Below are 24,526 nucleotides of genomic sequence, written 5' to 3'. Positions count from 1 at the left end.
AGTGTTCGACTTTCGAACACGTCTGAATGCTAGGTTTAATACTGTCTAGCGTACAGGCTTTACTTGCAGTGAAGCTTCGCGCTCCAGCGAACACTAAAAGCCGTCGCGACGGCCACGAGGGCGAGCGTGCCCACGACAAGAGGTACAGCCCCAACACTTGACCCAGGCAGTTCTTCGACCACCTCGCGCGCCCCAAGGACATAGTCCGTTGTGGTGGCGAGGCTATATTGCACACTTTCAATATCGGCGCGGGCATGCTCACTCGAGACCACCGCGGCACTGCCGGGAGTGCGCACCATCATCAAGCTGGAGTCCGTGGCATCGGCGGCCGCCTGTGCAATATCGCGTTCATCGCCCGGCCCAGGCTGCTTCGCGCCCAGCACGATGATCCCGGGATTCTCATAGCCCTCCCCCTCGGCCATCTCCACAACTTCCACGAGCTTGGCGTTGAGCGCCGCATTGCCCTCATGCTCATAGCTGAAGGCCACTCCATCCTCCTCAAGCTGGGCAATTATGGAGGCCATATCTATAGAGCTCGGAACCATGGATGCTGTATCGCTTTCTTGCTTATCGACGCTCACTCGCCGCCCCTCGGGACACCCCTAGTTAAGGGGGGGCGGATCCTTGCCCACTGAGTCTAGTGCACCACTCCCCCAGATCTCGCTACCGCGCGGAGGGTATATATATTGCCCAATTCTTTGCCCACACGTGCTCTAATCTCCTCCATCTCCACGGCGTTCCGGCTACCATGGATAGATAGGTGCGGCGTGACGCACGCCGCCGTTTTCACCCCCGCGATGGGGTGGAAGCGCTGGCTGCACCGCGTTGCCCGCCCAATCTTTATTAAACATAACGAGCGTACTGTTATGCTGGTTTGGGTTCGCACCGGATACCAGTGCCCATGCATGTAAGTGGCACGGATTCGGGGCGCCGCGAGGGAGGAGTCAGCCTAAGACGAACCGCCCCTCGCAGCAGTTCACTCATATTTTCTAGGAAACGGAGCTTTACGTGACTGAAAGCAATAACTCCTTTGATGCGAAGAAGACGCTCGAGGTCGGCGATAAGTCTTATGACTACTTTGCCCTCGATGCCGTCGATGGCATGGAGAAGCTGCCCTACTCTCTGAAGGTTCTCGCCGAGAACCTTCTGCGTACCGAGGACGGGCTCAACACCACCGCCGACCACATCAAGGCACTAGCCAACTGGGATCCGGAGGCTGAGCCGGACACCGAGATTCAGTTCACCCCGGCCCGCGTGCTCATGCAGGACTTCACCGGTGTGCCCTGTGTGGTGGACTTGGCCACCATGCGTGAGGCCGTGTCTAGCCTGGGCGGCAACCCTGATCAGGTGAACCCCCTGAACCCGGCTGAGATGGTTATTGACCACTCCGTGATCGTCGAGGCCTTCGGCCGTTCCGACGCCCTGGAGAGGAACGTGGACATCGAGTACCAGCGCAATGAGGAGCGCTATAAGTTCCTCCGCTGGGGCGCCGAGAACTTCTCCAACTTCCGCGTTGTTCCTCCGGGAACCGGCATCGTCCACCAGGTGAACATCGAGTACTTGGCGCGCGTCGTCTTCGACAACGAGGGTCTCGCCTACCCCGATACCTGTATCGGCACCGACTCCCACACCACCATGGAAAACGGTCTCGGCATCCTCGGCTGGGGTGTCGGCGGTATTGAGGCAGAGGCCGCTATGCTCGGCCAGCCCGTATCCATGCTGATCCCGCGCGTGGTGGGCTTCAAGCTCACCGGCGAGATCCCCGCCGGCGTGACCGCCACCGACGTGGTGCTCACCATCACCGACATGCTCCGCCAGCACGGCGTGGTGCAGAAGTTCGTTGAGTTCTACGGCAACGGCGTGAAGCAGGTGCCGCTGGCCAACCGCGCCACCATCGGCAACATGTCCCCCGAGTTCGGTTCCACCTGTGCGATCTTCCCGATCGACGAGGAGACCACCAAGTACATGCGCCTGACCGGCCGCCCCGAGGAGCAGGTTGCTCTGGTCGAGGCCTACGCCAAGGCCCAAGGCATGTGGCTGGAGCAGGACGCCCCCGAGGCCAAGTACTCCGAGTACCTCGAGCTGGACCTGTCCACCGTGGAGCCCTCCATCGCCGGCCCGAAGCGCCCGCAGGACCGCATCAAGCAGTCCGAGGCCAAGGAGCAGTTCCGCAAGGATCTGCCGGACTACTGCTCTGCTGAGCCGGTCGACGCCTCCGAGCCCGCCAAGCGTATGGACCACGAGGGTCCGACGGGCGAGTCCGATGGCGCGTCCAACTACAACGCCTCCCGCGCCGGCCATGGCGAGTCCGCGGCTGAAGGTGCCGAGGGCCGCCAGTCCAACCCGGTCGTGGTGCAGTCCCCGCACGGTGGCGAATACACCATCGACCACGGCATGGTGGCTATCGCCTCCATCACCTCCTGCACCAACACCTCCAACCCCTCCGTGATGCTCGGCGCTGGCCTGATCGCCCGCAAGGCCGCGGAGAAGGGCCTGAAGGCAAAGCCGTGGGTGAAGACCATTTGCGCCCCCGGTTCCCAGGTTGTCGACGGCTACTACAAGCGCGCTGATCTGTGGAAGGACCTGGAGGCCCTGGGCTTCTACCTTTCCGGCTTCGGCTGCACCACCTGTATCGGTAACTCCGGCCCGCTGCCGCAGGAGATCTCGGACGCCATCAACGAGCACGACCTCACTGCTACCGCCGTGCTCTCCGGTAACCGTAACTTCGAAGGCCGCATCTCCCCCGATGTGAAGATGAACTACCTGGCCTCCCCGATCATGGTGATCGCCTACGCTATCGCCGGCACCATGGACTTCGATTTCGAGGCCCAGCCGCTCGGCCAGGACCAGGACGGCAACGATGTCTTCCTCAAGGACATCTGGCCCTCCACCCAGGAGATCGAGGACGTCATCGCAGAGTCCATCTCTCGCGACATGTACGTCGAGGACTACGCCGATGTGTTCAAGGGCGACGAGCAGTGGCGCTCCCTGGACATCCCCACCGGCAAGACCTTCGCATGGGATGAGGATTCCACCTACATCCGCAAGGCTCCCTACTTCGATGGCATGCAGCCCGAGCCGGCTCCGGTGGAGGACATCCACGGCGCTCGCGTGCTGGCGAAGCTCGGCGACTCCGTCACCACCGACCACATCTCCCCCGCCTCCTCCATTAAGCCCGGCACCCCCGCGGCGCAGTACCTGGACGAGAACGGTGTGGAGCAGCAGGACTACAACTCCTTGGGTTCCCGCCGTGGTAACCACGAGGTGATGATGCGCGGTACCTTCGCCAACATCCGCCTCGCCAACCAGCTGGTGGATGTGACCGGCGGCTACACCTTGGACTTCACCAAGGATGACGCTCCGCAGTCCTTCATCTTCGATGCCTGCGAGAACTACAAGGCCGAGGGCACCCCGCTGGTCGTGCTCGCCGGCAAGGAGTACGGCACCGGTTCCTCCCGCGACTGGGCTGCCAAGGGCACCCTGCTGCTGGGCGTGAAGGCCGTGATTACCGAGTCCTTCGAGCGTATTCACCGCTCCAACCTGATCGGTATGGGCGTCATGCCGCTTCAGTTCCCGGAGGGCGAGTCCCACGAGTCTCTGGGTCTGACCGGCCACGAGACCTTCGACATCACGGGCATCGAGGAGTTCAACAACAACTCCATCCCGAAGACCGTGCACGTCACCGCCACCGCGGAAGACGGCTCCACCACCGAGTTCGACGCCGTTGTGCGTATTGACACCCCCGGTGAGGCCCAGTACTACCGCCACGGCGGCATCCTGCAGTACGTGCTGCGCAACATGGTCAAGAGCTAGGTCCTAGCTCAGACGTGAGACAAGGCGGGCAGGAAGCATCCAATGCCACCTGCCCGCCTTTGTCGTGAAGAAAGTAGGTGCGGGACTATGCCTCGAGTCAGTTCGAGTGACCTCAATCGACGCCGCCAAGGCATTCTCGACGCGGCGCGGGCCTGCTTTGCCCAGCACGGCTATGAAGGCGCCACCGTGCGCCGGCTGGAAGAAGCCACCGGGAAATCCCGCGGCGCCATCTTCCACCACTTCAACGATAAAGAGCACCTCTTCTTGGCGCTCGCCCGAGAAGACGCTGCCCGCATGGCGGAAGTGACCGCTCGGGAAGGCCTGGTGGAGGTGATGCGCGATATGCTGCACCATCCCGAGCGCTATGACTGGCTCTCCACCCGGCTAGAGATCTCGCGCATGCTGCGCACCGATCCCCACTTCCGCTCGCTCTGGCAGCAACATCAGGCGGTGCTCGATGAAGCCGTGCGCTCGCGCCTCAGCGACAATGCCAGCCGCGGCCGGATGCGCGACGACGTAGAAGTGGATGTGCTCATGGTCTACCTCGAGACCTTCATGGATGGGTTCATCTCTCAGCTGGTGAGCGGCCAAGAACCTGCCCACTTGGAGCAGGTTCTCAACCTCATCGAGGAAACCATCCGCGGCCGTTAAAACAGCCCCGAAATTCGCCCGCTGCCATCGACATCAATGCCGTTGGCAGCGGGCTTTTTCGGCAGCCCCGGCATGGTCATCACATCGCCGGTGAGGGCGACGACGAATCCAGCGCCAATCTTGGGAATCAGCTGCCGCACATGCAAGGTGTGGCCCTCAGGGGCGCCCAGCTGGCTCGGATCATCGGAGAAGGAGTACTGCGTCTTGGAGATCACCACCGGTAGGGTGTCCCAGCCATGATTGCGCAGCACCTGTAGATCCTTGCGGGCCTGCTTAGTGAACTCTACGTCCGCCGCACCGTAGATCGTGGTGGCAATGGTGTTAATGGAGGCCTCCACGCCCTCGGCGGGGTCATAGAGCGGGGCCGGGTTATTGCGCCCAGAGTTCATCTCCTCCGCCACTGCTGCTGCCAGCTCGGTGGCACCGGCGCCGCCCTCGGACCACACCTGGGTATCCACCACGGCGTAGCCAGTGCGCTCGGACCACTCCTGCAGCACCGCCCTCTCTGCATCGGTATCGGAGACGAAGCGGTTGAGCGCCACCACGGGCTGCGCCCCAATTGTGTCGATATTGCGGCAGTGTCGCTCGAGATTCGACAGACCAGCATGCAGCGCATCGAGGTTCTCCTCATTGAGTGCCTCGCGCTCTACCCCGCCGTTGTACTTCAGGGAGCGGATGGTGGCGACCACGACTACCGCGTCGGCGGACATCTCGCCCATGCGGCACTTGATGTCAAAGAACTTCTCGGCGCCCAGATCGGAGCCGAAACCAGCCTCGGTCACCACCACATCGGCATGTCGCATGGCGGTCGTGGTGGCGATGAGCGAGTTGCAGCCGTGGGCGATATTGGCGAAGGGTCCACCGTGCACGAGCGCGGGGGTGCCGCCCAAGGTCTGTACGAGGTTGGGGTGAATGGCATCAGCCATGAGGGCTGTCATGGCCCCCTCGGCGTGGAGATCACCGGCAGTTACGGGCTCGCCTGCGGTTGTGAAGCCAATAACGATGCGGGCGAAGCGCGCCTTGAGATCCTCCAGATCGCTGGCGAGACAGAGAATGGCCATGATCTCGCTGGCCGCCGTGATATCGAATCCGGTTTCGCGCGGCACGCCGTGGGCGCGACCACCCAAGCCGATCACGGCGGTACGCAGCGCCCGATCATTGACATCGAGGCAGCGTTTCCACGTGATGCTGCGGGGATCGATACCGAGCTCGTTGCCTTGGTGGAGGTGATTGTCGATCATCGCCGCCAGGGTGTTGGTGGCGGTGGAAATGGCGTGGAAATCTCCGGTGAAGTGCAGGTTGATGTCTTCCATGGGCACCACCTGGGCATAGCCGCCGCCGGCAGCGCCCCCCTTGATGCCCATGACGGGGCCGAGCGAGGGCTCGCGCATAGCCACGATGGTGTTGTGGCCAGCGTTGCGCAAGGCATCGCCCAAGCCGATGAGCACGGTGGATTTTCCTTCACCGGCGGGGGTGGGCGACATGGCGGTGACGAGCACCAGCTTGGCGTCGGCGGGTTTCTCGATGCTTGAGGTGATATCCACCTTGGCCTTGCGGGTGCCATAGGGGATCAATTCTTCGTCGCTGAATCCAGCGCGATGGGCGATATCCGTGATGGGCTCAAGGGTGTGAGCCTGGGCAATGTCAACGTCCGAGGGTTGGGTGCGAGAACTCATAGTACCCATCGTAATGAACGCTCGGACACAGCAAGTATTGACAAAATAGACCAAGCGGTATGTACACTGTCTGCCATGCGTACTTTCTTGGTGGTTTCCCCTCGTCTGGGTCATGCGGTGGCCCGTGCAGAATTCGACGACTTCCTCAATACTGCAGGACTCGACGCCACCGAGATGGAGCACTACATGCTCGACTCCCCCACAGCGCAACTACCGGATCTCAGCCGCTACGCTGGGGTGTTCATCGGCGGCAGCCCCTTCAACGTGACCAATGAGCACTACAGCGAGCACCAATTGGCCGTCCATGAGCAATTGGATGCCATCTTGCACTCCCCTGTGCCGAGTCTTTTCGTCTGCTTCGGTACCGGCTTTAGCCAAGCCGTCCGCGGTGGCGAGGTTGGCCACACCCACCCCGAGGTAGCCGGGCTGACCACGGTGACGCTCAGCGACGCCGCCGCGAGCGATCCTCTGACCGCCGGTGTGCCCGCCACCTTCCGCGCCATGACCGGCCATAAAGAAAATGTCGTGACCCCCGCACCGGGCTCCACCGTTCTCGCCACTGGTCCCGGCGGCTTCGTACACATGCTCCGCACCCATGAGCATTCTTGGGCTACCCAGTTCCATCCCGAGATGAATGCCGCCGGCATGAAGCGTCGCATGAGCTTCTATATGAACGATGGCTACTTTGCTAAGGACGATTATGAGCGCATCTGCGCGGAACTCGACGCCGCCGATGTCAGCCCCGCCCACACAATCGTGCACAACTTCATCGCCTTCTCTCGGAACTATGTTCCGCAGTCGTCGGCGCTGCGCGAACCCGCGCTCTAGGCGCTGGCCGCGGGCGCGGTGCTGGGCAGCGGAGTGGCGTCGATAAGCATCCGCTACCCGAGGGGGTCTGGGCGGTGTGGTCTAATAAGACCATGATCGCAATCATGACAGTCACCGGTTTGGACCACACCGGCATTATTGCCGCCGTCTCCACCAAGTGTGCAGAGCTGGATGTGAACATCCTCAACGTCTCTCAGACCATCATGGATAAGTACTTCACCATGATTCTGCACTGCGAGTTCGACGATTCCGTCCGCGGCATCTCCGATGTGCAGAACGCCATGAAGGATGTGGAGGCCGCCGAGAAGCTGGAAATCCGCGTCCAATCGGAGGCCATTTTCTCCGCCATGCACAGCATTTAGCGGGAGCCCTCCGCGAGTAGTCGATACCACATCCGAGAGAGAAGACACATGGATTCCCGCTACCGTCAGGGCAATAGCCTTGACATCCTTGAAACCATTGAGATGATCGAACGTTACCGCCTGGATATCCGGACGGTGACGATGGGCATCAATCTCATGGGATGCATTCGTTCCACCATGAGCGCCACCGCCGAGGCAGTATATGAGCGCGTGGTCTCCGCCGCCGAGAATCTCGTTCCGGTGTGCCAGGAGATTGAGCGCGAGCTCGGCATCCCGATCGTGAATAAGCGCATCTCCATCACCCCGGTGGGCGTGTTGGCCTCTGCCGTGGACGGCAATCCCGTGGAGATCGCCCGCGCCCTCGACCGAGCGGCCGCCGAAGTGGGGGTGAACTTTATCGGCGGTTATTCGGCGCTGGTAGATAAGGGCGCCACCGCTGGGGAACAACGGCTCATCACCTCCCTTCCCGAAGCGCTCAGCACCACCGATGTGGTCTGTGGCTCGGTGAATGTGGCCAGCTCCCGCGCTGGAATCAACATGGACGCCGTGGCCACGCTGGGCCACATCATCAAGGAGTGCGCGGAGAATACCGCGGATCGCTCAGCCATCGCCTGCGCCAAGCTGGTCGTGTTTGCCAACTCGGTATCAGATAACCCCTTCATGGCCGGGGCCTATCACGGCCTTGAGGAGCAGGACGTGGTGATCAACGTCGGCGTCTCCGGCCCCGGAGTGGTCGATCGCGCCGTCGGTAGCCTCGCCGGCGCCTCGCTGAACCAGGTGGCCGAGGAGATTAAACGGGCCGCATTCAAAATCACCCGCACCGGCCAGCTGGTAGGTGTCATGGCCGCCGAGCGACTCGGAGTGGACTTCGGCATCGTGGACCTTTCCCTCGCCCCCACCGCCGAATTGGGTGACTCCGTGGCGCATATTCTTGAGCACATGGGCCTCGACCAAGTAGGCACCCACGGCACCACCGCAGCGCTCGCCCTGCTTAACGATGCCGTGAAGAAGGGCGGGCTGATGGCCTGCTCGCGCGTCGGCGGGCTGTCTGGCTCCTTCATCCCCGTCTCCGAGGACAAGGGCATGATCGATGCGGTGCGCTCGGGCGCGATCAGTATCGACAAGCTGGAGGCCATGACTGCCATCTGCTCGGTGGGCTTCGATATGATCGCCATTCCCGGCGACACCCCGGCCTCGACCATCTCCGGTCTGATCGCCGACGAGGCGGCCATTGGCGTGATGAACCATAAGACCACCGCCGTGCGCGTGATCCCAGTACCGGGTGCGCAGGTCGGCGATGAGGTGGACTTCGGCGGGCTTCTGGGCTACGCGCCCGTCATGCCGGTGAATACCGTGGGCAATCAGGCCTTCATCGACCGCGGCGGCTTCATCCCCGCGCCCGTGCACGGTTTCCGCAACTAAGCACCGGCGCCGCGGGGAGCCTCGCGCCGGTGCTCCGTACGTGGGCCTGCGGGGCGTGCCGCACGCGGCGGTGCTCTGCTGCTTTAGGCGAGCTCCACAATCTCGAGATAGGACTCGTTCCACAGATCCTCGGTGCCATCGGGTAGCACGATCACGCGCTCCGGCTCGAGGGCTTCCACCGCGCCTGGATCGTGGGTGACGAGCACCACCGCTCCGGTGTAGGTGCGCAAAGCATCGAGCACCTGCTCGCGGGATTGTGGGTCGAGGTTATTGGTGGGCTCATCGAGCAGCAGCATATTGGCGCGCGAGCTCACCAGCGTGGCCAAGGCGAGGCGGGTTTTCTCACCACCAGAGAGGGTGCCGGCGCGCTGGTCGAGCTGATCGCCGGAGAACATGAACGCGCCAAGAAGGCCACGCAGGTCCTGCTCATTGGCATCGGGGCAGGCGTTGATGGCGTTCTCCCACACGCTCGCCTCGGTATCGATGGTGTCGTGCTCTTGGGCAAAATAGCCGATCTTCAGGCCATGGCCGCTGACAATGCCGCCTTCGCCATCAGTGCGTTCCACCCCGGCGAGCAGTTTCAGCAGCGTCGTCTTACCGGCGCCGTTGAAGCCGAGCACCACCACGCGCGAGCCCTTATCGATGGCCAGATCCACTCCGGCGAAGACCTCGAGGGAGCCATACATTTTGGTCAGGCCCTGCGCATTGAGCGGTGTCTTGCCGCAGGGAGCTGGGGTGGGGAAAGAAATGGAAGCCACGCGATCGCTCACGCGCACTTCGTCGAGAGAGTCCACCATTTTCTCCGCACGGGCAGCCATCTGCTTGGCGGCCTTGGCCTTGGTGGCCTTCGCCCCGAGCTTCGCGGCCTGCTGTTTGAGGGCGGCGGCCTTCTTCTCCGCATTGGCGTGCTCGCGCCGGCGGCGCGCCTCGTCCGTGGCACGGGCGTCTAGGTACTTCTTCCAGCCCATGTTGTAGACATCGGCTTCGCCACGCACCGCGTCCAGGAACCACACCTTGTTACACACGGCCTCGAGAAGCTCGACGTCGTGGGAAATCATGATCAGCCCACCCTCGTGCTTGGAGAGGAACTCCCGCAGCCAGGTAATCGAGTCCGCGTCGAGGTGGTTGGTGGGCTCGTCGAGCAGCAGGGTGGTCGCCGAGCGTCCCGAGCCGGCGGTGGCCGCGAAAAGGATTTGCGCCAGCTCGACACGGCGGCGCTGGCCACCGGAGAGTGTTTTGAGTTGCTGCTCTAAGACGCGCTCCTCGAGGCCGAGCGCATGGCAGATGCGGGCAGCTTCGCTATCGGCCTCATAGCCGCCGAGAGAGTGATAGCGCTCCTCCAGCCGGGCATATTTGCCGATCGCAGTATCCCGCTTGGTATCAGAGAGCGTGGATTCCATGATCTCTTGCTGCTTATCCATACTGCGCCGGATCTGATCCAGCCCCCGAGCGGACAGCACGCGATCCCGCGCGGTCTGCTCGATATCGCCCTCCTTGGAATCCTGGGGCAGATACCCGATCTCGCCGCTGCGGGTTACGCTACCGCCATAGGGCTCGCCCTCCCCAGCGAGGATGCGCATGGTAGTGGTTTTGCCTGCGCCATTGCGCCCCACCAAACCGATACGATCACCGGGCTGCACGCGCAGCTGCTGCCCCGGTGCGTTGAGCAGGGTGCGGGCGCCAACTCGGACTTCAAGATCATTGGTTACAATCACAAACAGCCAAGATAGCAGGTGCGCCTCGGCATCGATGCGGCGAGGCGGCGGGAACGCCACTGGGTGGCACATAACGTCCGTACCACCGCCCTCACCTCGCCCGCGTGCTCCCACCGATCGACGGCGGCGAACACCAACAACAACGGGAAGGTAAGCGTGCGTATAGCGATTCTCGGACTGGGGCCGGCGGGGGCGATGGTGGCGCTGCGCGCCGCGGCCCGCGGCTGGGAGATCGACGCCTATGACCCCCGCGGGCTGCAGCAGTGGAGCGCCACCTATGGCCTGATCGATCACCAACTGCCCGCCTGGCTGGAGCCGCTGCTGGGGCCGCCGACTCCCATGCAGTCCAGCGGCACGAGCGTCCAGCTGCAGCCGCTACCCTTCTGTTATCGCATGCTGGACAATGCCGCGGTGCACGAGGCCGTGGAGCGGCTGTGCCGTGCAGACCGGTTCCGGGTGCATACCGCGGCTGTTCATAGCGCCGCCGATGTGAGCGCCGATGCGATCATCGATTGCCGTGGCGCCAACCCGCACCGCGCGCTCTGGCAGGTAGCTGTCGGCCGGCTGCTGCCCGCGGCCCCGCCGCAGGATACGCCGGTATTCATGGATTGGCGGCAGTCCACGACACAGCAGCAGCTGCCGCCGAGTTTCCTCTACACCCAGCGTGTGCAGGGGCAGTGGCTGTGGGAGGAAACCATCCTCGCCACCGATATCGATTGCACTGTTGCCGCTTCACGACGCCATCTCCTCGCTCTTCTCCGCGAACGGCTCAACATCCGCCTAGCGGACCATCTACCGGATCCACGCGCCGCCGCAGCCGCGCAGCAGGATGAGGAGATCGTGTTTATCCCGATGGGCACCTATGGCCGGCCGCTGCCCGGTGCCTGGGCGTGCGGGGCGCGAGCTGGGTCCATTAATCCCGCCACTGGCTATTCGGTGGCTGACACCGCACGCAGCGTCGATCCCCTGCTGGATCGGCTCGCCGCGGCCGAACACTCTGTTCTGCCGGCTCTGCGCGTGCCGCAGCCACGGCGCTGGCTGGCTCATCTGCTGCGCAATATCGGTGCCCAGTTGATTACCCAGGCCTCTGGGCCGCAGCTGCAGGACTTCTTCGGGCGTTTCTTCTCCTTGCCGGCGGCGGATCAGTTGGCGTATGTCACCGGCGAGGATCCGTGGGCGGTGGCGCGTACCATGGTCCGGCTGCAGAGCCGCATCAGCCTGCGCCACCCCTTTCTGCGCCCGCTGTGGCGGCGGCCGTGGGCGATTGTGCTTCCCGCACTGCTGCGTAGTAGCAGAAAGCGCCGTCGTATCGCTGCGGGTGTGCGGTGAGATACTACGACGCCATGTCTGCAGGCGACGGGTGCTCGCGCTTAGACGGAGAAGCCGAGCGCGCGTAGCTGCTCGCGGCCTTCCTCGTTGATCATCTGCGGGCCCCAGGCGGGCATCCATACCCAGTTGATCTGGAGTTCGCTGATTTCACCCTCGAGGTTACTGAGCACAGCGGTATTAGCCTGCTCTTCGATGACCCCCTGCAGGGGGCAGGCGGGAGAGGTCAGCGTCATGTTCACCATGGCGGTGCTCTCCCCTTCGATCCAGATGTCGTAGACCAAGCCGAGATCAACAACGTTGATGCCGAGCTCGGGGTCGATCACATCCATCAGGTATTCCTCTACCTTGCCGGCGAGCGCAAGCTGCTCAGGGGTGCGCTCGGCGGGCGGCTGCGGCTGTTCGGCGGCCGCGTCGATGGTGGTGTCCTCGGTCTCGGGCGTGGTGTGTTCTTCAGACATGCGTCCTCGCTTCGGTGTGTGTAGCTGCTCGGGCTGGCGGTGGTGTGGCTAGGCGGCGGGGTCGGCGCCGGCGTCATACGTCGCGGCCTCGAAGGCTTTCCAGCCCAGCAGGGCGCACTTCACGCGGGCCGGGTATTTCGATACGCCGGCGAAGGCGATGCCATCGCCAATGATCTCGTCATCGCCCTCGATGGTGCCGCGAGAGGTGACCATCTTCTCGAACTCGGCGAGGATCGCGAAGGCCTCCTCCACGGACTTGCCCACGATCTCCTCTGCCATCACTGAGGTGGAGGCCTGGCTAATCGAGCATCCGATGGCCTCATAGGAGACATCCTCCACGGTGGACTTGTCCTCGGACAGTCGCACGCGCAAGGTGAGCTCATCGCCGCAGGAGGTGTTCACGTGATGCACTTCCGCATTGAAGGGTTCGCGCAGCCCTGCGTGTTGGGGGTTTTTATAGTGATCCAAGATCACTTCTTGATACATGTTTTCCAGCTTCATCAGCCTGGACTAGCCCTTCTGCAATACAAAGTCGGATTTTCGCACGGGTATTCCGCGGTGCAGGCACTCAGACGCCCGCCTCAAGCTATCAACCTGTCTCCCCGATCTTAGCCACTCAGGGAGATAGTGGCCGTGGCCGCCTTACGTATCAGCGGCTCAGGCCAAAGAAGGATTGGGCGGCCTTGATGGCCTCCACGAGGGCGTCAATCTCCCACTTCTCGTTGTAGAGGTAGAAGCTCGCCCGCGCGGTGGCCTGTACGCCCAGGGTGGTATGCGCCGGCCACGCGCAGTGGTGGCCCACCCGGATGCACACGCCGTGATCGTCAACAACCTGCCCCAGGTCGTGCGGATGGATACCTTCCACCACGAAGCTGACGGCACTGCCCCGATTCTCGGCGGTGGTGGGGCCAATGATGCGCAGCCCCTCAATCTGCTGGAGCTGCTCCAGCGCATAGGCGGTGAGTTCGTGCTCGTGGGCGGCAATCGCCTCCATCCCCACCTCTTCGAGATAGGCCACCGCAGCGCCGAGCCCCACGACTTGGCTCGTCATCTGGGTGCCGGCCTCATACCGTTGCGGCGCCACCGTGTAGGTGGAGCTGTCCATGTTCACCTTCTCGATCATGGATCCGCCCGTGAGGAAGGGCGGGAGGCAATCCAGCAGTTCCTGGCCCCCATAGAGTGCACCCACCCCAGTGGGGCCGAGCATCTTGTGCCCGGAGAAGGCGGCGAAGTCCACACCCAGCTGGTGCAGATCTACAGGCATATGCGGCACAGACTGGCAGGCGTCGAGCACGAAGAGTGCCCCTACCTCGTGGGCGCGGCGGACGGCTTCCTCGACATCGAGCACGGCTCCGGTCACATTGGACTGGTGGGTCAGCGCCACCACCTTGGTGCGGGGGCTGAGCACGAGGGAATCGAGGTCGATTCGACCATCCTCAGTACTGCTGTACCAGCGAAGGGTGGCGCCTGTACGTCGCGCCAGCTCCTGCCAAGGCACGAGATTGGCGTGGTGTTCCAGCTCGGAGACCACGATCTCATCCTCCGCGCCCACGGCGTACTCGCCGGAGCGATCATCGCCGAGAATATAGGCGACCTCGTTGAGGGCCTCGGTGGCGTTTTTGGTGAAGGCGATCTCTCCCACCGATGCGCCCACGAAGCGGGCAATACGCTCGCGGGCCTGCTCGTAGTCATCGGTGGCTTCCTCGGCCAGCTGATAGGCCCCGCGGTGCACGGGTGCGTTGTGGTGGAAGAGGAAGTCACGCTCCGCATCCACTGCCTGACGAGGGCGCTGGGCGGTGGCGCCAGAATCCAGATAGATCAGCGGGCGCTCTTCGCGCACCGTGCGGCTCAGGATCGGGAAATCCGTGCGAATCCGCGCGGTATCGACAGGGCTCTGCCTTTCTGCCATGGGTGATTCTCCTCTATGGGTGTCTCGGTCGAGGTGATGGTGCGGCGGCGACTACTCGCTGGGCTGCTACTTAACGAACTTCTCGTAGCCTTCTGCCTCGAGCTGCTGGGCCAGCTCGGGTCCGCCGGACTCCACCACGCGACCAGCGGCGAAGACGTGCACATAGTCGGGCTTCACGTAGTTGAGGATGCGCTGGTAGTGGGTGATCATCAACACGCCACCGTTCTCGCGCTCCTTATAACGGTTGATGCCCTCGGAGACAATGCGCAGGGCGTCCACGTCCAGACCGGAGTCGGTCTCGTCCAGCACCGCGAACTTCGGCTTCAGTAGGCCGAGCTGCAGCACTTCGTGGCGCTTCTTCTCGCCACCGGAGAAGCCTTCGTTCACCGAACGCTCGGCAAAAGCCGGGTCGATGTCGAGCTCATTCATCGCGGTGCGGGCTTCCTTCACCCAATCGCGAATCTTCGGGGCCTCGCCGCGCACGGAGGTGGCGGCGCTGCGCAGGAAGTTCGCCATCGACACGCCGGGGACCTCGGTCGGGTACTGCATGGCGAGGAAGAGACCGGCGCGGGCGCGCTCGTCGACGTCCATCTCCAGCAGGTTCTCGCCGTCGAGAAGCACCTCACCCTCGGTGATCTCATAACGGGGGTGGCCAGCGATGGCATAAGACAGTGTGGATTTGCCGGAGCCATTGGGGCCCATGATGGCGTGGGTTTCACCGGACTTAATGGTGAGGTTCACGCCGTGCAGGATCATCTTCGGCTTCTCGTTTTCGTCGGCCGGCACAACCTGGGCGTGCAGGTTCTTAATCTCAAGAGTGCTCATGAGTGGTTTTAATTCCTAACTGTGGTGAATCGGCACCGAGCATAGCGGCGCCTTGTCGCAATGGTGTGGGCAGGGGCGATGGTGTGGCGCACTACGCGCTAGAGCACCGTGGCGGTCAGTTCCTGCTCCACCATCTCTTCCAGGTTGTCGCGGATCTCCTGAATCGGGATCCGCTTGATCACATCGGTGAAGAAGCCGCGCACGATCAGCATTTTGGCCTCGGACTCGGGGATACCGCGGGACTGCAGGTAGAACATGTGCTCATCGTCGAAGCGGCCGACGGTGGCTGCGTGGCCGGCGCCAACAATTTCTCCGGTCTGAATCTCCAAGTTCGGCACAGCATCGGCGCGGGCGCCCTGGGTGAGCAGCAGGTTGTTGTTCTTCTCGTAGGTATCGGTACCAGTGGCCTCTGGGCGGATCAGCACATCGCCGATCCACGCGGTGCGGGCTTCGGAGCGGCTGGATTCACCAGTGGACTGCAGCGCGCCCTTGTAGAGCACATTGGAGCGGCAGTTCTTCACGGAATGATCCACCAGCAGTCGCTGCTCGAAGTACTGGCCGGAGTCGGCGAAGTAAAGTCCGAGCATTTCGGCGTCACCACCGGGAGCGGTGTAGCGCACGTGCGGCACGGTGCGCACCACCTCGCCACCGAAGGCGGCGTAGTAGTGGCGCACGGTGGCGTCGGCGCCCACCAGCAGGTGAGAGTTGGACAGGTGGACGGCGTCATCCTCCCAGTCCTCGAGCACCACAGTGGTCAGCCGGGCATTGTCGCCGATGATGAACTCGACATTGTCGGAGTGGGCGCCACAGCCCTCATAGCGCAAGAAGACGACGGCCTCTGCGCTCTCTTCCAGCTCGATCACGACCGTGCCATAGGACACGGCATCGGTGCCGGGGCCGCTGATGGTGATCACCACGGGCTCGGAGAGAGCGACGTTCTTGGCCACCTTCACACGATCGGCTACCTCGGAGTTCTCCCAGGCCTGAGCGGCGGCACGGTCCACGGGGGCGCCGGCGCGTCCCAGCGAGGGATCGTCCATCGCCAGTTCGCTGACGCTCACGCCCTCGCTCGCGCCTGTGACGGTGATCGCGGCGCGCTGCCCCGCACCGGCGCTGCCATCGTGCAGGCCGCGGAGTTTACGCATGGGGGTAAAGCGCCAGTCCTCGTCACGCCCCTTCGGGACCTCGAAATCGGCGGTGGAAAACGATGTGAAGCGATCGCCCTTAGTCTGGTGGCCGGTGCCGGCCCCAACCGGGGTGATAGTCGCTTCGGTTTCAGTGAGGGGAGTTGACATTGTGCTTAACCCACCGATCCTTCCATCTGCAATTCGATCAAGCGGTTGAGCTCGAGGGCGTATTCCATCGGCAGCTCCTTGGCGATCGGCTCCACGAAGCCGCGCACGATCATGGCCATGGCCTCGTCCTCGGGGATGCCGCGGGACATGAGGTAGAAGAGTTGATCGTCCGACACCTGCGACACGGTGGCCTCGTGGCCGAGGGTCACGTGGTCATTGCGAATGTCGTTATAGGGGTAGGTATCCGAGCGGGAGATGCTATCGACCAAGAGCGCATCGCATTCCACATTGGAGGTGGAGTGATGGGCATCCTTGTTGATCTGCACCAGACCGCGGTAGGCGGCGCGGCCGCCGCTGCGGGCCACGGACTTGGAGACGATATTGGAGGAGGTGTAGGGAGCCATGTGGGTCATCTTGGCGCCGGTGTCCTGGAACTGGCCCTCGCCAGCAAAGGCCACAGACAGCACCTCGCCCTTGGCGTGGGGGCCGGTCATCCACACGGCCGGGTACTTCATCGTCACCTTGGAACCGATGTTGCCATCGACCCATTCCATTGTGGCGCCCTCTTCACACTTAGTGCGCTTGGTCACCAGGTTGTAGACGTTATTGGACCAGTTCTGAATGGTGGTATAGCGGCAGCGGCCACCCTTCTTCACGATGATCTCCACCACGGCGGAGTGCAGGGAATCCGACTTGTAGATCGGGGCGGTACAGCCCTCCACATAGTGCACATAGGCATCCTCGTCCACGATGATGAGGGTGCGCTCGAACTGGCCCATGTTCTCCGTGTTGATACGGAAATAGGCCTGCAACGGGATGTCGACGTGGACTCCCTTGGGCACGTAGATGAAGGAGCCACCGGACCAGACGGCGGTGTTCAGCGCGGAGAACTTATTGTCGCCGGCCGGGATCACGGAGCCGAAGTGTTCCTTGAAGAGCTCGGGGTGCTCCTTCAGGGCGGTATCGGTGTCGAGGAAGATCACACCCTGGGCCTCGAGGTCCTCACGAATCTGGTGGTAGACCACCTCGGACTCGTACTGCGCGGCGACGCCGGCGACAAGGCGCTGCTTTTCGGCCTCGGGGATGCCCAGCTTGTCATAGGTGTTCTTGATGTCCTCGGGCAGGTCATCCCAGGTCTGTGCCTGCTCCTCGGTGGAGCGCACGAAGTACTTGATCTGGTCGAAGTTGATGCCGCTGAGGTCCGCACCCCACGTGGGCATGGGCTTCTTATCGAAGATGCTGAGCGCCTTCAGGCGGTTATTCAGCATCCACTCCGGCTCGTCCTTCTTAGCGGAAATATCGCGAACGATGTCCTCGGACAGGCCGCGCTTGGCGGTGGCGCCGGCTACGTCGGAGTCATGCCAGCCGTAGTTATAGGGGCCAATGGACTCAATGATCTCGTCATCGGAGGACGGAGCAGTGGGTGTTGCTTGAGTCATGTTCAGCTCCTTTCTTCAGGAGTGTGGTCTATGGGTGTTAAGGGAATGTTGGTCGTGCAAATTCCGTGCCCCTCGGTAATGGTCGCCAGCTGTTGCACGTGTTGACCGAGTAGCTCGGAGAGCACCTCATACTCTGCAGCGCATAGCTCCGGGTGTTCCGAGGCCACATGCGAGATGGGGCAATGGTGGTGGCAAATTTGCACGCCCCCACCAGCTTCTTTGACTTCGGATGCGTAGCCATTGGCATTGAGTGCATCCGCGACCTGTTGGGCTGTTTTATATGTCGAGTCTTCATCGTCCGCCGCAGGGTCCACATGCGCAAGTAGCTGGGCTACACGCTGCCGAGCGAACTCCCGCACGGCCTCGGGCCCACCGGTCTCCCGCAGCGCAGTGATAGCGAGCACGGCGAGAGTGTCGTAGTCGTGCCCAAAGTGGGCTCGGCCTTCGTCGGTGAGCTGGAATGCTTTGGCTGGTCGACCGCGCCCACGCCCGCGAGAGGAGCGGGGCTCCACCGTTTCCGCGAGGGCGTCGTCAACCAAAATATCGAGGTGACGGCGCACACCTGCCGCGGACAGCCCTAAGGCCTTACCCAATGCGGAGGCCGTCATTGGCCCCTGCTTGAGCAGGGTCATGAGGATCTGCTTGCGGGTATCACCATCCGTTGAGCGAGTTTCCACTTCGCTGCGTTTCTTCTCCTCGCCGCGAGCAAGCCCAGCGCGAGAAGCAGCCGCCGCCCGTGGCTGCACGGACGGAGTGGTGTGACGGGAAACAGAGTGCGTCATGTGCGCGTTCACCTCCTTAAATTCACTATGATGGACAACTCGTGTCTCATTATAAGACAACACTAGTGTTCCTTAATTAGCGGGGGCCGCGCAAACGCGATCCCTGCCGGCCAGCGTGCGCCAACGATGTCCCGGTGGTGTTTTAGACTCATAGCTGTGTCGGATACCCAACAGCCCCGCCGCCGGCGCGCGGCCGCAGCAGCAGATGATTTCAAGGCGACCCTGCCGCGTCTCGGCCACGCTGGCTCGCGCTCGGCCAGTCTGCACATTGGCGCCGAGCCAGAGGCGAGCGGGTCCACCATCGTGCGCGCCGCCACCGGCCATGATCTCCTCCCGGTCTCTAGCTCCCGCGCCCCACGGCGGATGGATCCGCTGCAGCTCGCTCGCTTTGCGACGCTGCGCTGGCTGGGCGCCCTCGGAGCACTGACGTTGGCCCTCGGTGGACTGGGCGCTGGGGCAAAGCCGGTGTTGGGAGATCCCTATACGTCTTTCCCAGGCGGCTCGATCATGGGGCGGATGATCCAAACCTCCTCCATCTTGGTGATCACCGGGGCGGGGTTGATGGTGATTGCATGGCTGCTCATCGCCCCGTTTGTGGGCGCGGATATGGCCCGCCCCCGCCATTCGCGGGTGTTGGTATCGACCTCCATGCTGGCGCGCACCTTCGTGGCCTGGGTGACGCCGATCTTCTTCACCGCTCCCCTGTTTACCCAAGACATCTATTCCTATCTGGCGCAGGGCGCGATCGTGGATCGCGGTTTCGACCCCTATAGTGCCGGCCCGGTAGACATCCTCGGCACCGATGACGTGCTGGCCCGCTCGGTGCCGTTGATTTGGTCCCACTCACCCTCGCCCTATGGCCCCGTGGCACTCGGCATCGCGTCAGTGATTGCGAAGATCACCGGCGATTCGATCGCGGCCGGGGTATTCGCCCACCGCATCATCAGCTTAGTGGGCATGCTTCTCGCCGCCTGGGCGCTCAGCAAGCTGGCCAGCCGCTGCGGGGTGTCCGTACAGGCGGCGCTGTGGCTGGGCATTCTCAATCCCCTAGCCATCTTGCACCTCGTGGGCGGAATTCATAATGAGTCGATCCAATTGGGCCTCGTACTACTCGGCATGGAGTTGGGGCTACGCGGCATCGACCGTCTCAGCGCCCTTAAGGGACCGGCCTGGCAGGCGTGGGGCTTGGTGGTGGTCAGCGGGGTGCTGATCTCGAGCGCCGGCATGGTGAAAGTCACCGGCTTTATTGGCCTCGGCTTCATCGGTATGGCACTCGCTCGGCATATCCATCTCCGCGGGCGCCACACGGCCGTGGCGGTCCTCGGCGCGGGCGCGGTGCAGCTCGCCATACTCGTCGGCTCCGTGGCGGCCGTCACCGCGCTCACGGGCATCCCCACCGGCTGGATCAGCGGCCAAGGCGGCGCGGCCACCATCCGCTCCTGGCTCTCCCTGACCACAGACATCGGGGTGATCGGCGGCTGGATCGGCATGCTGCTCGAACTCGGCGATCACACCGAAGCACTGCTGAGCATCACTCGCGGGGTGGGCCTGCTGCTGGCAGCCGCCTTCATGGTGCGCATGCTTTTTGCCACCTATCGCGGCACCATCCACCCCATCGGCGGGCTGGGGGTGGCCACCTTCATGCTGGTGATCCTCTTTCCAGTGGTGCATCCCTGGTACATGCTCTGGGCCATTCTGCCCCTCGCCGCCTGGGCCAACCGGCGACTCTTCCGCGCCGGAGCGGCCGGCTATTGCGCCCTGCTCAGTTTGTTCATCATGCCGCGCGGGCTGTCGCTTCCTCCCACCACAGTGATCGCCATCTATGTGGGCTCTGCCCTGCTGGGCGTGGTTTTCCTCACCTTGGTCTACGTTTTCCTGCGCCGTCGCGGGATCGTTGGCTGGGACTAAGCGTCGACAAGCGTCGTAGGATGCGCGCCACGGCGGACAGGTTATGCCACGCGGCGACTGGGCATCCTAGACTATCGAGTTGTGAATACTGAGCACAAAGATCGAACGGCGACCCCAGGTCCCGCCCTCGCGCTTAAAGAGCTAAGCAAATCCTTCGGGGCCACCCAGGCCGTCGCCGCGCTCAGTCTCAGCGTGGACCACGGTGAGGTCGTGGCCCTGCTTGGCCCCAATGGCGCAGGCAAGACCACCACGATCGAGATGTGCGAAGGCTTCCTCACGCCCACCGCAGGCAGCATTGAGGTGCTGGGAATCAACCCCACCACCAACCCAGAGCATGTCCGCCGCCGCATCGGTATCATGCTCCAAGGCGGCGGCACCTACCCAGGAATCAAGGTCGGAGAACTGCTCCGCCTGGTGGCCTCCTATTCAGCCCGCCCTCTCGATGTGGACTGGCTTTTGCATACCCTTGGCCTTGAGGGGCTGGTGAAAACCAACTACCGGCGGCTTTCTGGCGGCCAGCAGCAGCGCGTCTCCCTAGCCTGTGCCCTTATCGGGCGCCCAGAACTGGTCTTTTTGGATGAGCCCACTGCGGGCATGGATGCTCAATCGCGGCTGCAAGTGTGGGAGATCATCCGCAGCCTCAAGGCGGACGGGGTGACGGTCATCCTCACCACCCACCTGATGGATGAGGCCGAAGCGCTCGCCGACCGCGTTGTCATCATCGATCACGGCAGCGTCGTGGCCGAGGGCACACCCGAAGAACTCAGTTCCTTAAGCGCCGAGGCCGCCGATATCAGTTTTGAGACCAGCGTGGCTATCGATACCGCAGCCTTCTCCGCCGCCGTGGGGGCGAATGTCGTGGAGACCCACCCCCGCAGCTATCGCGTGCAGGCGGCGGCCACCCCGGAGCTGATCGCAGCTCTGGCTACCACTGCCCGCGCCCAGGATGTGCTACTGCGCAGCATATCCACCAACCATCGCACCCTCGAGGATGTTTTCCTTGATCTCACCGGACGCGAGATGCGCTCCTAGCAGCGCCAGCGCCCCACGTTGCATGACGGACTTGAAGCAGAGAAAAGAGGAATAACCAGTGACTAGCACGCACACCCCCTTCCCCGCGGGCACGTTTCGTGCGGATCCCGAACGGGCCTCTGTGCCGGCCATGGTGTGGGCGCAGGCGGTGATCGAATCCAAGCTCTTCCTGCGCCACGGCGAGCAGCAACTGCTCAGCGTGATCATTCCCATCGCCCTGCTGCTGGGAATAAGCAAGGTCAACGTCTTTGATCTCGACGACCCCATCGCCCTCGCGGTGCCCATTACCTTCGCCATTGCGGCGCTCAGTTCCGGCTTTACCGGCCAGGCCATCGCGGTGGCCTTCGATCGCCGCTACGGGGCGCTGAAACGCATCGGGGCCTCGGGAGTGCCGGCCTGGGCCATCATCGTAGGCAAGATCTGCGCAGTGGTGGTTGTCACCATTGTGCAGGTGGTACTCATCGGCGGAACCGCCCTGCTCCTCGGCTGGCAGACCACCGGCATAGGAGTGGCCTATGCCGCGCTCATGCTCGTCATCGGGTTGTGCGTCACCACCTCGCTCGGCATGCTGCTCGGCGGCACACTCTCCTCCGAGGCAGTACTGGCGCTGGCCAATCTCATCTGGTTCATCCTCATCGGCATCGCCGGTTTTTCCATGCTCGATCCCGACGCGGCCGGGCTGCTGAATGCGGTGCCCTCGGTTGCGTTGGCCATTGGCCTCGACCGGGCCTTCAGCGGCACCTTCCCCCTGGCCCAAGCGCTCATATTGGCGCTGTGGGCAGTGGCAGCCATGTGGGCGGCGAATCGCTGGTTTAAGTTCCACGACTAGAGACGTGTCACACCTCCGCGTTCTCATGCACGCCTAAGTTTCTTTCAGCCACGTCAGACAATAAAATAGGACAACTGTGAGTACCCACGCATCGACCCCAACGCCGCCGCAACCCGTGCAGAATCGTCGCATGGGTCTGCGCAGCCAGTCGCCCAAAGTATCCACCCAGCGCCTGCTTGCCCTATTTACGCTGATCGCCCAAGGCGGCATCACCGTAACCGGCTCCATTGTGCGTGTCACCGGCTCTGGATTGGGGTGTAATACGTGGCCACAATGTCACGAGGGTTCCTTCGTGCCAGTGGCTGGGGCAGCGCCGTGGATTCAACAGGCCATCGAGTTCGGCAACCGTCTGCTGACCTTCGTGCTCATTATCTTCGCCGGCATGCTGCTGCTCTCGGTGATCTCGGCTGGCCGCCGCAAGGAGATCGTCAACCTCGCATGGGTACAGGTTCTCGGCATCGTGTTACAGGCAATTATCGGTGGCGTCTCGGTGCTCATCAACCTCCAATGGTGGTCGGTCGCCCTGCACTTTATTCCCTCCATACTGCTGGTATTTTTCGCCGGCATACTCTTTGTGCGCGTCCAAGAGCCCGATACCGGCACGATCACTTTCAACTATCCGGCCGCGCTCCGTGGGCTCGCCGCCGGCGCTGCCGTGGCGCTGCTTATCACCGTGATCACGGGCACCATGGTCACCGGCGCGGGAACGCACTCCGGTGACGCTGAGATCCGCCCCGAGGATCGCCTGCAGGTAGACATCGTGGAGATCGCGAATCTGCACGCGCACGCAATGTATCTCTATCTCGGCCTCACCATCGGCTTGGCCGTGGCCTTCGTAGCGGTGAAGACGCAGCTGAAGATCGTCAAGCTCGGCTTCTGGTTGGTGGCTATGGTCGTCGTCCAAGGCGCTGTTGGCATCATTCAGTACAACTGGTCCATTCCGGCTTGGACCGTGCCCGTGCACGTCGGCATGAGCTCGGTGTGCACCGCGCTGACCGCGGTGGTCTACGCCCACTACGCCCGCCGCCAAGGATCGGCGCTCGTCACCGGTTCTCCCGCGGGCGATGAAAAACGCACCATCATCCAAGAGGATCGCAGCAACAAGGCCGCGAAAAACTAGCGCGCTCCTTACACCCCGAACTCCTCTCCCCCAGTACCTCGCTGCCGAACTCACGGCGCGGTGCTGGGGTTGTTCATTAGTATCGACACTATGACCGCACATACCGCATCAAAGAACACTGTCCCCAGCACCATGCGCGCTATCTGCGTGGAGGAACCTGGTGGCGTCGAGAAGCTCCAACTACGAGAGGTCAGCGTTCCCGAGCCCAGCGATTCTGAGGTGCTGGTGTCCGTGGATTATGCGGGCGTCAACTACATCGATACCTACTATCGCGAGGGAATTTATCACTCCTCGCTGCCGATGACGATCGGCTTCGAAGGCACTGGGCGGGTGGCCTATGACCCCCAGGGCGAGATCGCCGCCGGCACACTCGTCGCGTGGTGCGATGGCTTTGGCTCCTATGCAGAATACGCCACCGTGCCGCGGGATCGTCTCGTGGCGGTACCCCAGGGCATCGAGCCCGAGGTAGCAGCCTCCATGCTTTTGCAGGGCATTACCGCCCACTATCTCACCGATGGCGTCTATCCCCTGAAGCAGGGCGATAGCTGCCTCATCACCGCCGGCGCGGGAGGTGTGGGCCTGATGGCCACCCAGTTCGCGCGGCTACGCGGGGCCACCGTCTACACCGTCACCTCCTCCGATGAGAAGGCCGAGCTCTCCTACGAGGCCGGCGCCACCGAGGTCTTTCGCTACTCCGAGAACCTTGCCGAACAGGTGCGACGTTTCAATGGCGGGCATGGGGTGGATGTGGTCTATGACGGCGTGGGCCAAGCGACCTTCCACGAGTCCCTCGAGGTGGTGAAGCCGCGGGGCGTGGTGTGTCTCTTCGGCGCCGCCTCTGGGCCGGTGGAGCCCTTCGACCCGCAACTGCTTAATACCCACGGATCCATTTATCTCACCCGCCCCTCAATCGGCGCGTGGACCAGCCTCGAGGGCGAATTCACCCGTCGTGCCCAGGCCGTGATCCAAGAGATCATCGACGGCAATCTCAATGTTCGAGTCGGCGGCGTCTATGATCTTGCCGACGCCGCCCAGGCACATCGCGACCTGCAGAGCCGCGCCACCACCGGCTCAATTGTGCTGAAAATCTAAGACGCCGCCCACCCTCGGTATAGACGACGACACCCTCGATA

The 24,526-nt window shown here is 63.0% G+C and carries 21 protein-coding genes; 11 read left to right on the top strand and 10 right to left on the bottom strand.

Annotated features, from left to right (window positions below):
- Nucleotides 1-59: 59 nt before the first annotated feature.
- Entirely contained in the window at nt 60-581 is a 522-nt protein-coding gene (locus tag GBB18_RS02310) for a DUF6676 family protein (protein WP_151640619.1), read from the bottom strand.
- Nucleotides 582-1,008: 427 nt separating this feature from the next.
- Here GBB18_RS02310 and acnA point away from each other — a divergent pair, with 427 nt between their 5' ends.
- Both acnA and GBB18_RS02300 read left to right on the top strand, forming a co-directional pair.
- Complete coding sequence (acnA, locus tag GBB18_RS02305) at nt 1,009-3,813, top strand: aconitate hydratase AcnA (protein WP_151640618.1); 2,805 nt, start codon at nt 1,009-1,011, stop codon at nt 3,811-3,813.
- An 87-nt stretch (nt 3,814-3,900) separates the two neighbouring features.
- Nucleotides 3,901-4,464 carry a TetR/AcrR family transcriptional regulator gene (locus GBB18_RS02300; protein WP_151528750.1) on the top strand — a complete coding sequence of 188 codons (564 nt, stop codon included), beginning with the start codon at nt 3,901-3,903 and terminating at the stop codon, nt 4,462-4,464.
- Here GBB18_RS02300 and GBB18_RS02295 read toward each other — a convergent pair.
- The gene (locus GBB18_RS02295; protein ID WP_151640617.1) at nt 4,461-6,140 is read right to left on the bottom strand and encodes a formate--tetrahydrofolate ligase; all 1,680 of its coding nucleotides are present in this window, start codon (nt 6,138-6,140) and stop codon (nt 4,461-4,463) included. The two genes, GBB18_RS02300 and GBB18_RS02295, sit on opposite strands and share 4 nt — an antisense overlap.
- 75 nt (nt 6,141-6,215) lie before the next feature.
- On the opposite strand from GBB18_RS02295, the gene GBB18_RS02290 reads away from it, so the two are divergent.
- From GBB18_RS02290 to GBB18_RS02280, 3 genes are all read left to right on the top strand, one after another.
- Complete coding sequence (locus GBB18_RS02290; protein ID WP_192795879.1) at nt 6,216-6,968, top strand: glutamine amidotransferase; 753 nt, start codon at nt 6,216-6,218, stop codon at nt 6,966-6,968.
- Nucleotides 6,969-7,060: 92 nt separating this feature from the next.
- Nucleotides 7,061-7,330, top strand: a complete 270-nt coding sequence (locus GBB18_RS02285) for an ACT domain-containing protein (protein WP_151528870.1) — start codon at nt 7,061-7,063, stop codon at nt 7,328-7,330.
- Nucleotides 7,331-7,378: 48 nt separating this feature from the next.
- Nucleotides 7,379-8,752, top strand: coding sequence for a PFL family protein (locus GBB18_RS02280; RefSeq protein ID WP_151548603.1), 1,374 nt, complete (start codon nt 7,379-7,381; stop codon nt 8,750-8,752).
- Nucleotides 8,753-8,835: 83 nt separating this feature from the next.
- Here the strand turns inward: GBB18_RS02280 and GBB18_RS02275 are convergent, their stop codons facing one another.
- A complete protein-coding gene (locus GBB18_RS02275) occupies nt 8,836-10,467 on the bottom strand; it encodes an ABC-F family ATP-binding cassette domain-containing protein (protein ID WP_151640615.1) in 1,632 nt (543 codons plus the stop codon).
- Between the two features lie 156 nt (nt 10,468-10,623).
- Between GBB18_RS02275 and GBB18_RS02270 the strand changes: the two genes are divergently transcribed.
- Nucleotides 10,624-11,796, top strand: a complete 1,173-nt coding sequence (locus GBB18_RS02270; RefSeq protein ID WP_151640614.1) for a lycopene cyclase family protein — start codon at nt 10,624-10,626, stop codon at nt 11,794-11,796.
- Between the two features lie 41 nt (nt 11,797-11,837).
- Here GBB18_RS02270 and GBB18_RS02265 read toward each other — a convergent pair whose 3' ends face one another.
- The 7 genes from GBB18_RS02265 to GBB18_RS02235 all read right to left on the bottom strand — a co-directional run bounded on the left by GBB18_RS02265 (nt 11,838) and on the right by GBB18_RS02235 (nt 18,504).
- Nucleotides 11,838-12,254: a metal-sulfur cluster assembly factor gene (locus GBB18_RS02265; protein ID WP_151528744.1), complete on the bottom strand. Its 417-nt coding sequence runs from the start codon at nt 12,252-12,254 to the stop codon at nt 11,838-11,840.
- Between the two features lie 48 nt (nt 12,255-12,302).
- Nucleotides 12,303-12,755, bottom strand: coding sequence for a Fe-S cluster assembly sulfur transfer protein SufU (sufU, locus tag GBB18_RS02260; RefSeq protein WP_151528743.1), 453 nt, complete (start codon nt 12,753-12,755; stop codon nt 12,303-12,305).
- 148 nt (nt 12,756-12,903) lie between these two features.
- Entirely contained in the window at nt 12,904-14,163 is a 1,260-nt protein-coding gene (locus GBB18_RS02255) for a cysteine desulfurase (RefSeq protein WP_151640613.1), read from the bottom strand.
- Nucleotides 14,164-14,229: 66 nt separating this feature from the next.
- Nucleotides 14,230-14,988, bottom strand: coding sequence for a Fe-S cluster assembly ATPase SufC (gene sufC, locus GBB18_RS02250; RefSeq protein ID WP_151548607.1), 759 nt, complete (start codon nt 14,986-14,988; stop codon nt 14,230-14,232).
- Between the two features lie 98 nt (nt 14,989-15,086).
- The gene (gene sufD, locus GBB18_RS02245; RefSeq protein WP_151640612.1) at nt 15,087-16,283 is read right to left on the bottom strand and encodes a Fe-S cluster assembly protein SufD; all 1,197 of its coding nucleotides are present in this window, start codon (nt 16,281-16,283) and stop codon (nt 15,087-15,089) included.
- A gap of 5 nt (nt 16,284-16,288) precedes the next feature.
- A complete protein-coding gene (gene sufB, locus GBB18_RS02240; protein WP_151640611.1) occupies nt 16,289-17,722 on the bottom strand; it encodes a Fe-S cluster assembly protein SufB in 1,434 nt (477 codons plus the stop codon).
- 2 nt (nt 17,723-17,724) lie between these two features.
- Complete coding sequence (locus GBB18_RS02235; RefSeq protein WP_225990213.1) at nt 17,725-18,504, bottom strand: metalloregulator ArsR/SmtB family transcription factor; 780 nt, start codon at nt 18,502-18,504, stop codon at nt 17,725-17,727.
- Nucleotides 18,505-18,660: 156 nt separating this feature from the next.
- Here GBB18_RS02235 and mptB point away from each other — a divergent pair, with 156 nt between their 5' ends.
- The 5 genes from mptB (at nt 18,661) to GBB18_RS02210 (ending at nt 24,485) form a co-directional block, all read left to right on the top strand.
- Nucleotides 18,661-20,412: a polyprenol phosphomannose-dependent alpha 1,6 mannosyltransferase MptB gene (mptB, locus tag GBB18_RS02230; RefSeq protein ID WP_151640610.1), complete on the top strand. Its 1,752-nt coding sequence runs from the start codon at nt 18,661-18,663 to the stop codon at nt 20,410-20,412.
- Nucleotides 20,413-20,493: 81 nt separating this feature from the next.
- Entirely contained in the window at nt 20,494-21,444 is a 951-nt protein-coding gene (locus GBB18_RS02225) for an ABC transporter ATP-binding protein (protein WP_151640609.1), read from the top strand.
- Nucleotides 21,445-21,502: 58 nt separating this feature from the next.
- Nucleotides 21,503-22,273, top strand: a complete 771-nt coding sequence (locus tag GBB18_RS02220) for an ABC transporter permease (protein ID WP_225990212.1) — start codon at nt 21,503-21,505, stop codon at nt 22,271-22,273.
- Nucleotides 22,274-22,403: 130 nt separating this feature from the next.
- Nucleotides 22,404-23,393, top strand: a complete 990-nt coding sequence (locus tag GBB18_RS02215; protein WP_151548993.1) for a heme A synthase — start codon at nt 22,404-22,406, stop codon at nt 23,391-23,393.
- 132 nt (nt 23,394-23,525) lie between these two features.
- Nucleotides 23,526-24,485 carry a quinone oxidoreductase gene (locus GBB18_RS02210; RefSeq protein WP_151640662.1) on the top strand — a complete coding sequence of 320 codons (960 nt, stop codon included), beginning with the start codon at nt 23,526-23,528 and terminating at the stop codon, nt 24,483-24,485.
- Nucleotides 24,486-24,526 lie beyond the last annotated feature (41 nt).

Source organism: Corynebacterium sp. 11A (assembly GCF_008930935.1).
GTDB classification, from domain to species: Bacteria; Actinomycetota; Actinomycetes; order Mycobacteriales; family Mycobacteriaceae; genus Corynebacterium; species Corynebacterium megadyptis.
The sequence above is the reverse complement of the archived record's forward strand: the minus strand, read 5'-3'. Positions and strand labels throughout refer to the sequence as shown.

Coding starts and splice junctions, on each gene's coding strand:
- GBB18_RS02300 (WP_151528750.1), top strand. CDS start 3,901: ATGCCTCGAGTCAGTTCGAGTGACCTCAATCGACGCCGCCAAGGCATT.
- GBB18_RS02295 (WP_151640617.1), bottom strand. CDS start 6,140: ATGAGTTCTCGCACCCAACCCTCGGACGTTGACATTGCCCAGGCTCAC.
- GBB18_RS02290 (WP_192795879.1), top strand. CDS start 6,216: ATGCGTACTTTCTTGGTGGTTTCCCCTCGTCTGGGTCATGCGGTGGCC.
- GBB18_RS02285 (WP_151528870.1), top strand. CDS start 7,061: ATGATCGCAATCATGACAGTCACCGGTTTGGACCACACCGGCATTATT.
- GBB18_RS02280 (WP_151548603.1), top strand. CDS start 7,379: ATGGATTCCCGCTACCGTCAGGGCAATAGCCTTGACATCCTTGAAACC.
- GBB18_RS02265 (WP_151528744.1), bottom strand. CDS start 12,254: ATGTCTGAAGAACACACCACGCCCGAGACCGAGGACACCACCATCGAC.
- sufU (WP_151528743.1), bottom strand. CDS start 12,755: ATGAAGCTGGAAAACATGTATCAAGAAGTGATCTTGGATCACTATAAA.
- GBB18_RS02255 (WP_151640613.1), bottom strand. CDS start 14,163: ATGGCAGAAAGGCAGAGCCCTGTCGATACCGCGCGGATTCGCACGGAT.
- sufC (WP_151548607.1), bottom strand. CDS start 14,988: ATGAGCACTCTTGAGATTAAGAACCTGCACGCCCAGGTTGTGCCGGCC.
- sufD (WP_151640612.1), bottom strand. CDS start 16,283: ATGTCAACTCCCCTCACTGAAACCGAAGCGACTATCACCCCGGTTGGG.
- sufB (WP_151640611.1), bottom strand. CDS start 17,722: ATGACTCAAGCAACACCCACTGCTCCGTCCTCCGATGACGAGATCATT.
- GBB18_RS02235 (WP_225990213.1), bottom strand. CDS start 18,504: ATGACGCACTCTGTTTCCCGTCACACCACTCCGTCCGTGCAGCCACGG.
- GBB18_RS02215 (WP_151548993.1), top strand. CDS start 22,404: ATGGGTCTGCGCAGCCAGTCGCCCAAAGTATCCACCCAGCGCCTGCTT.
- GBB18_RS02210 (WP_151640662.1), top strand. CDS start 23,526: ATGCGCGCTATCTGCGTGGAGGAACCTGGTGGCGTCGAGAAGCTCCAA.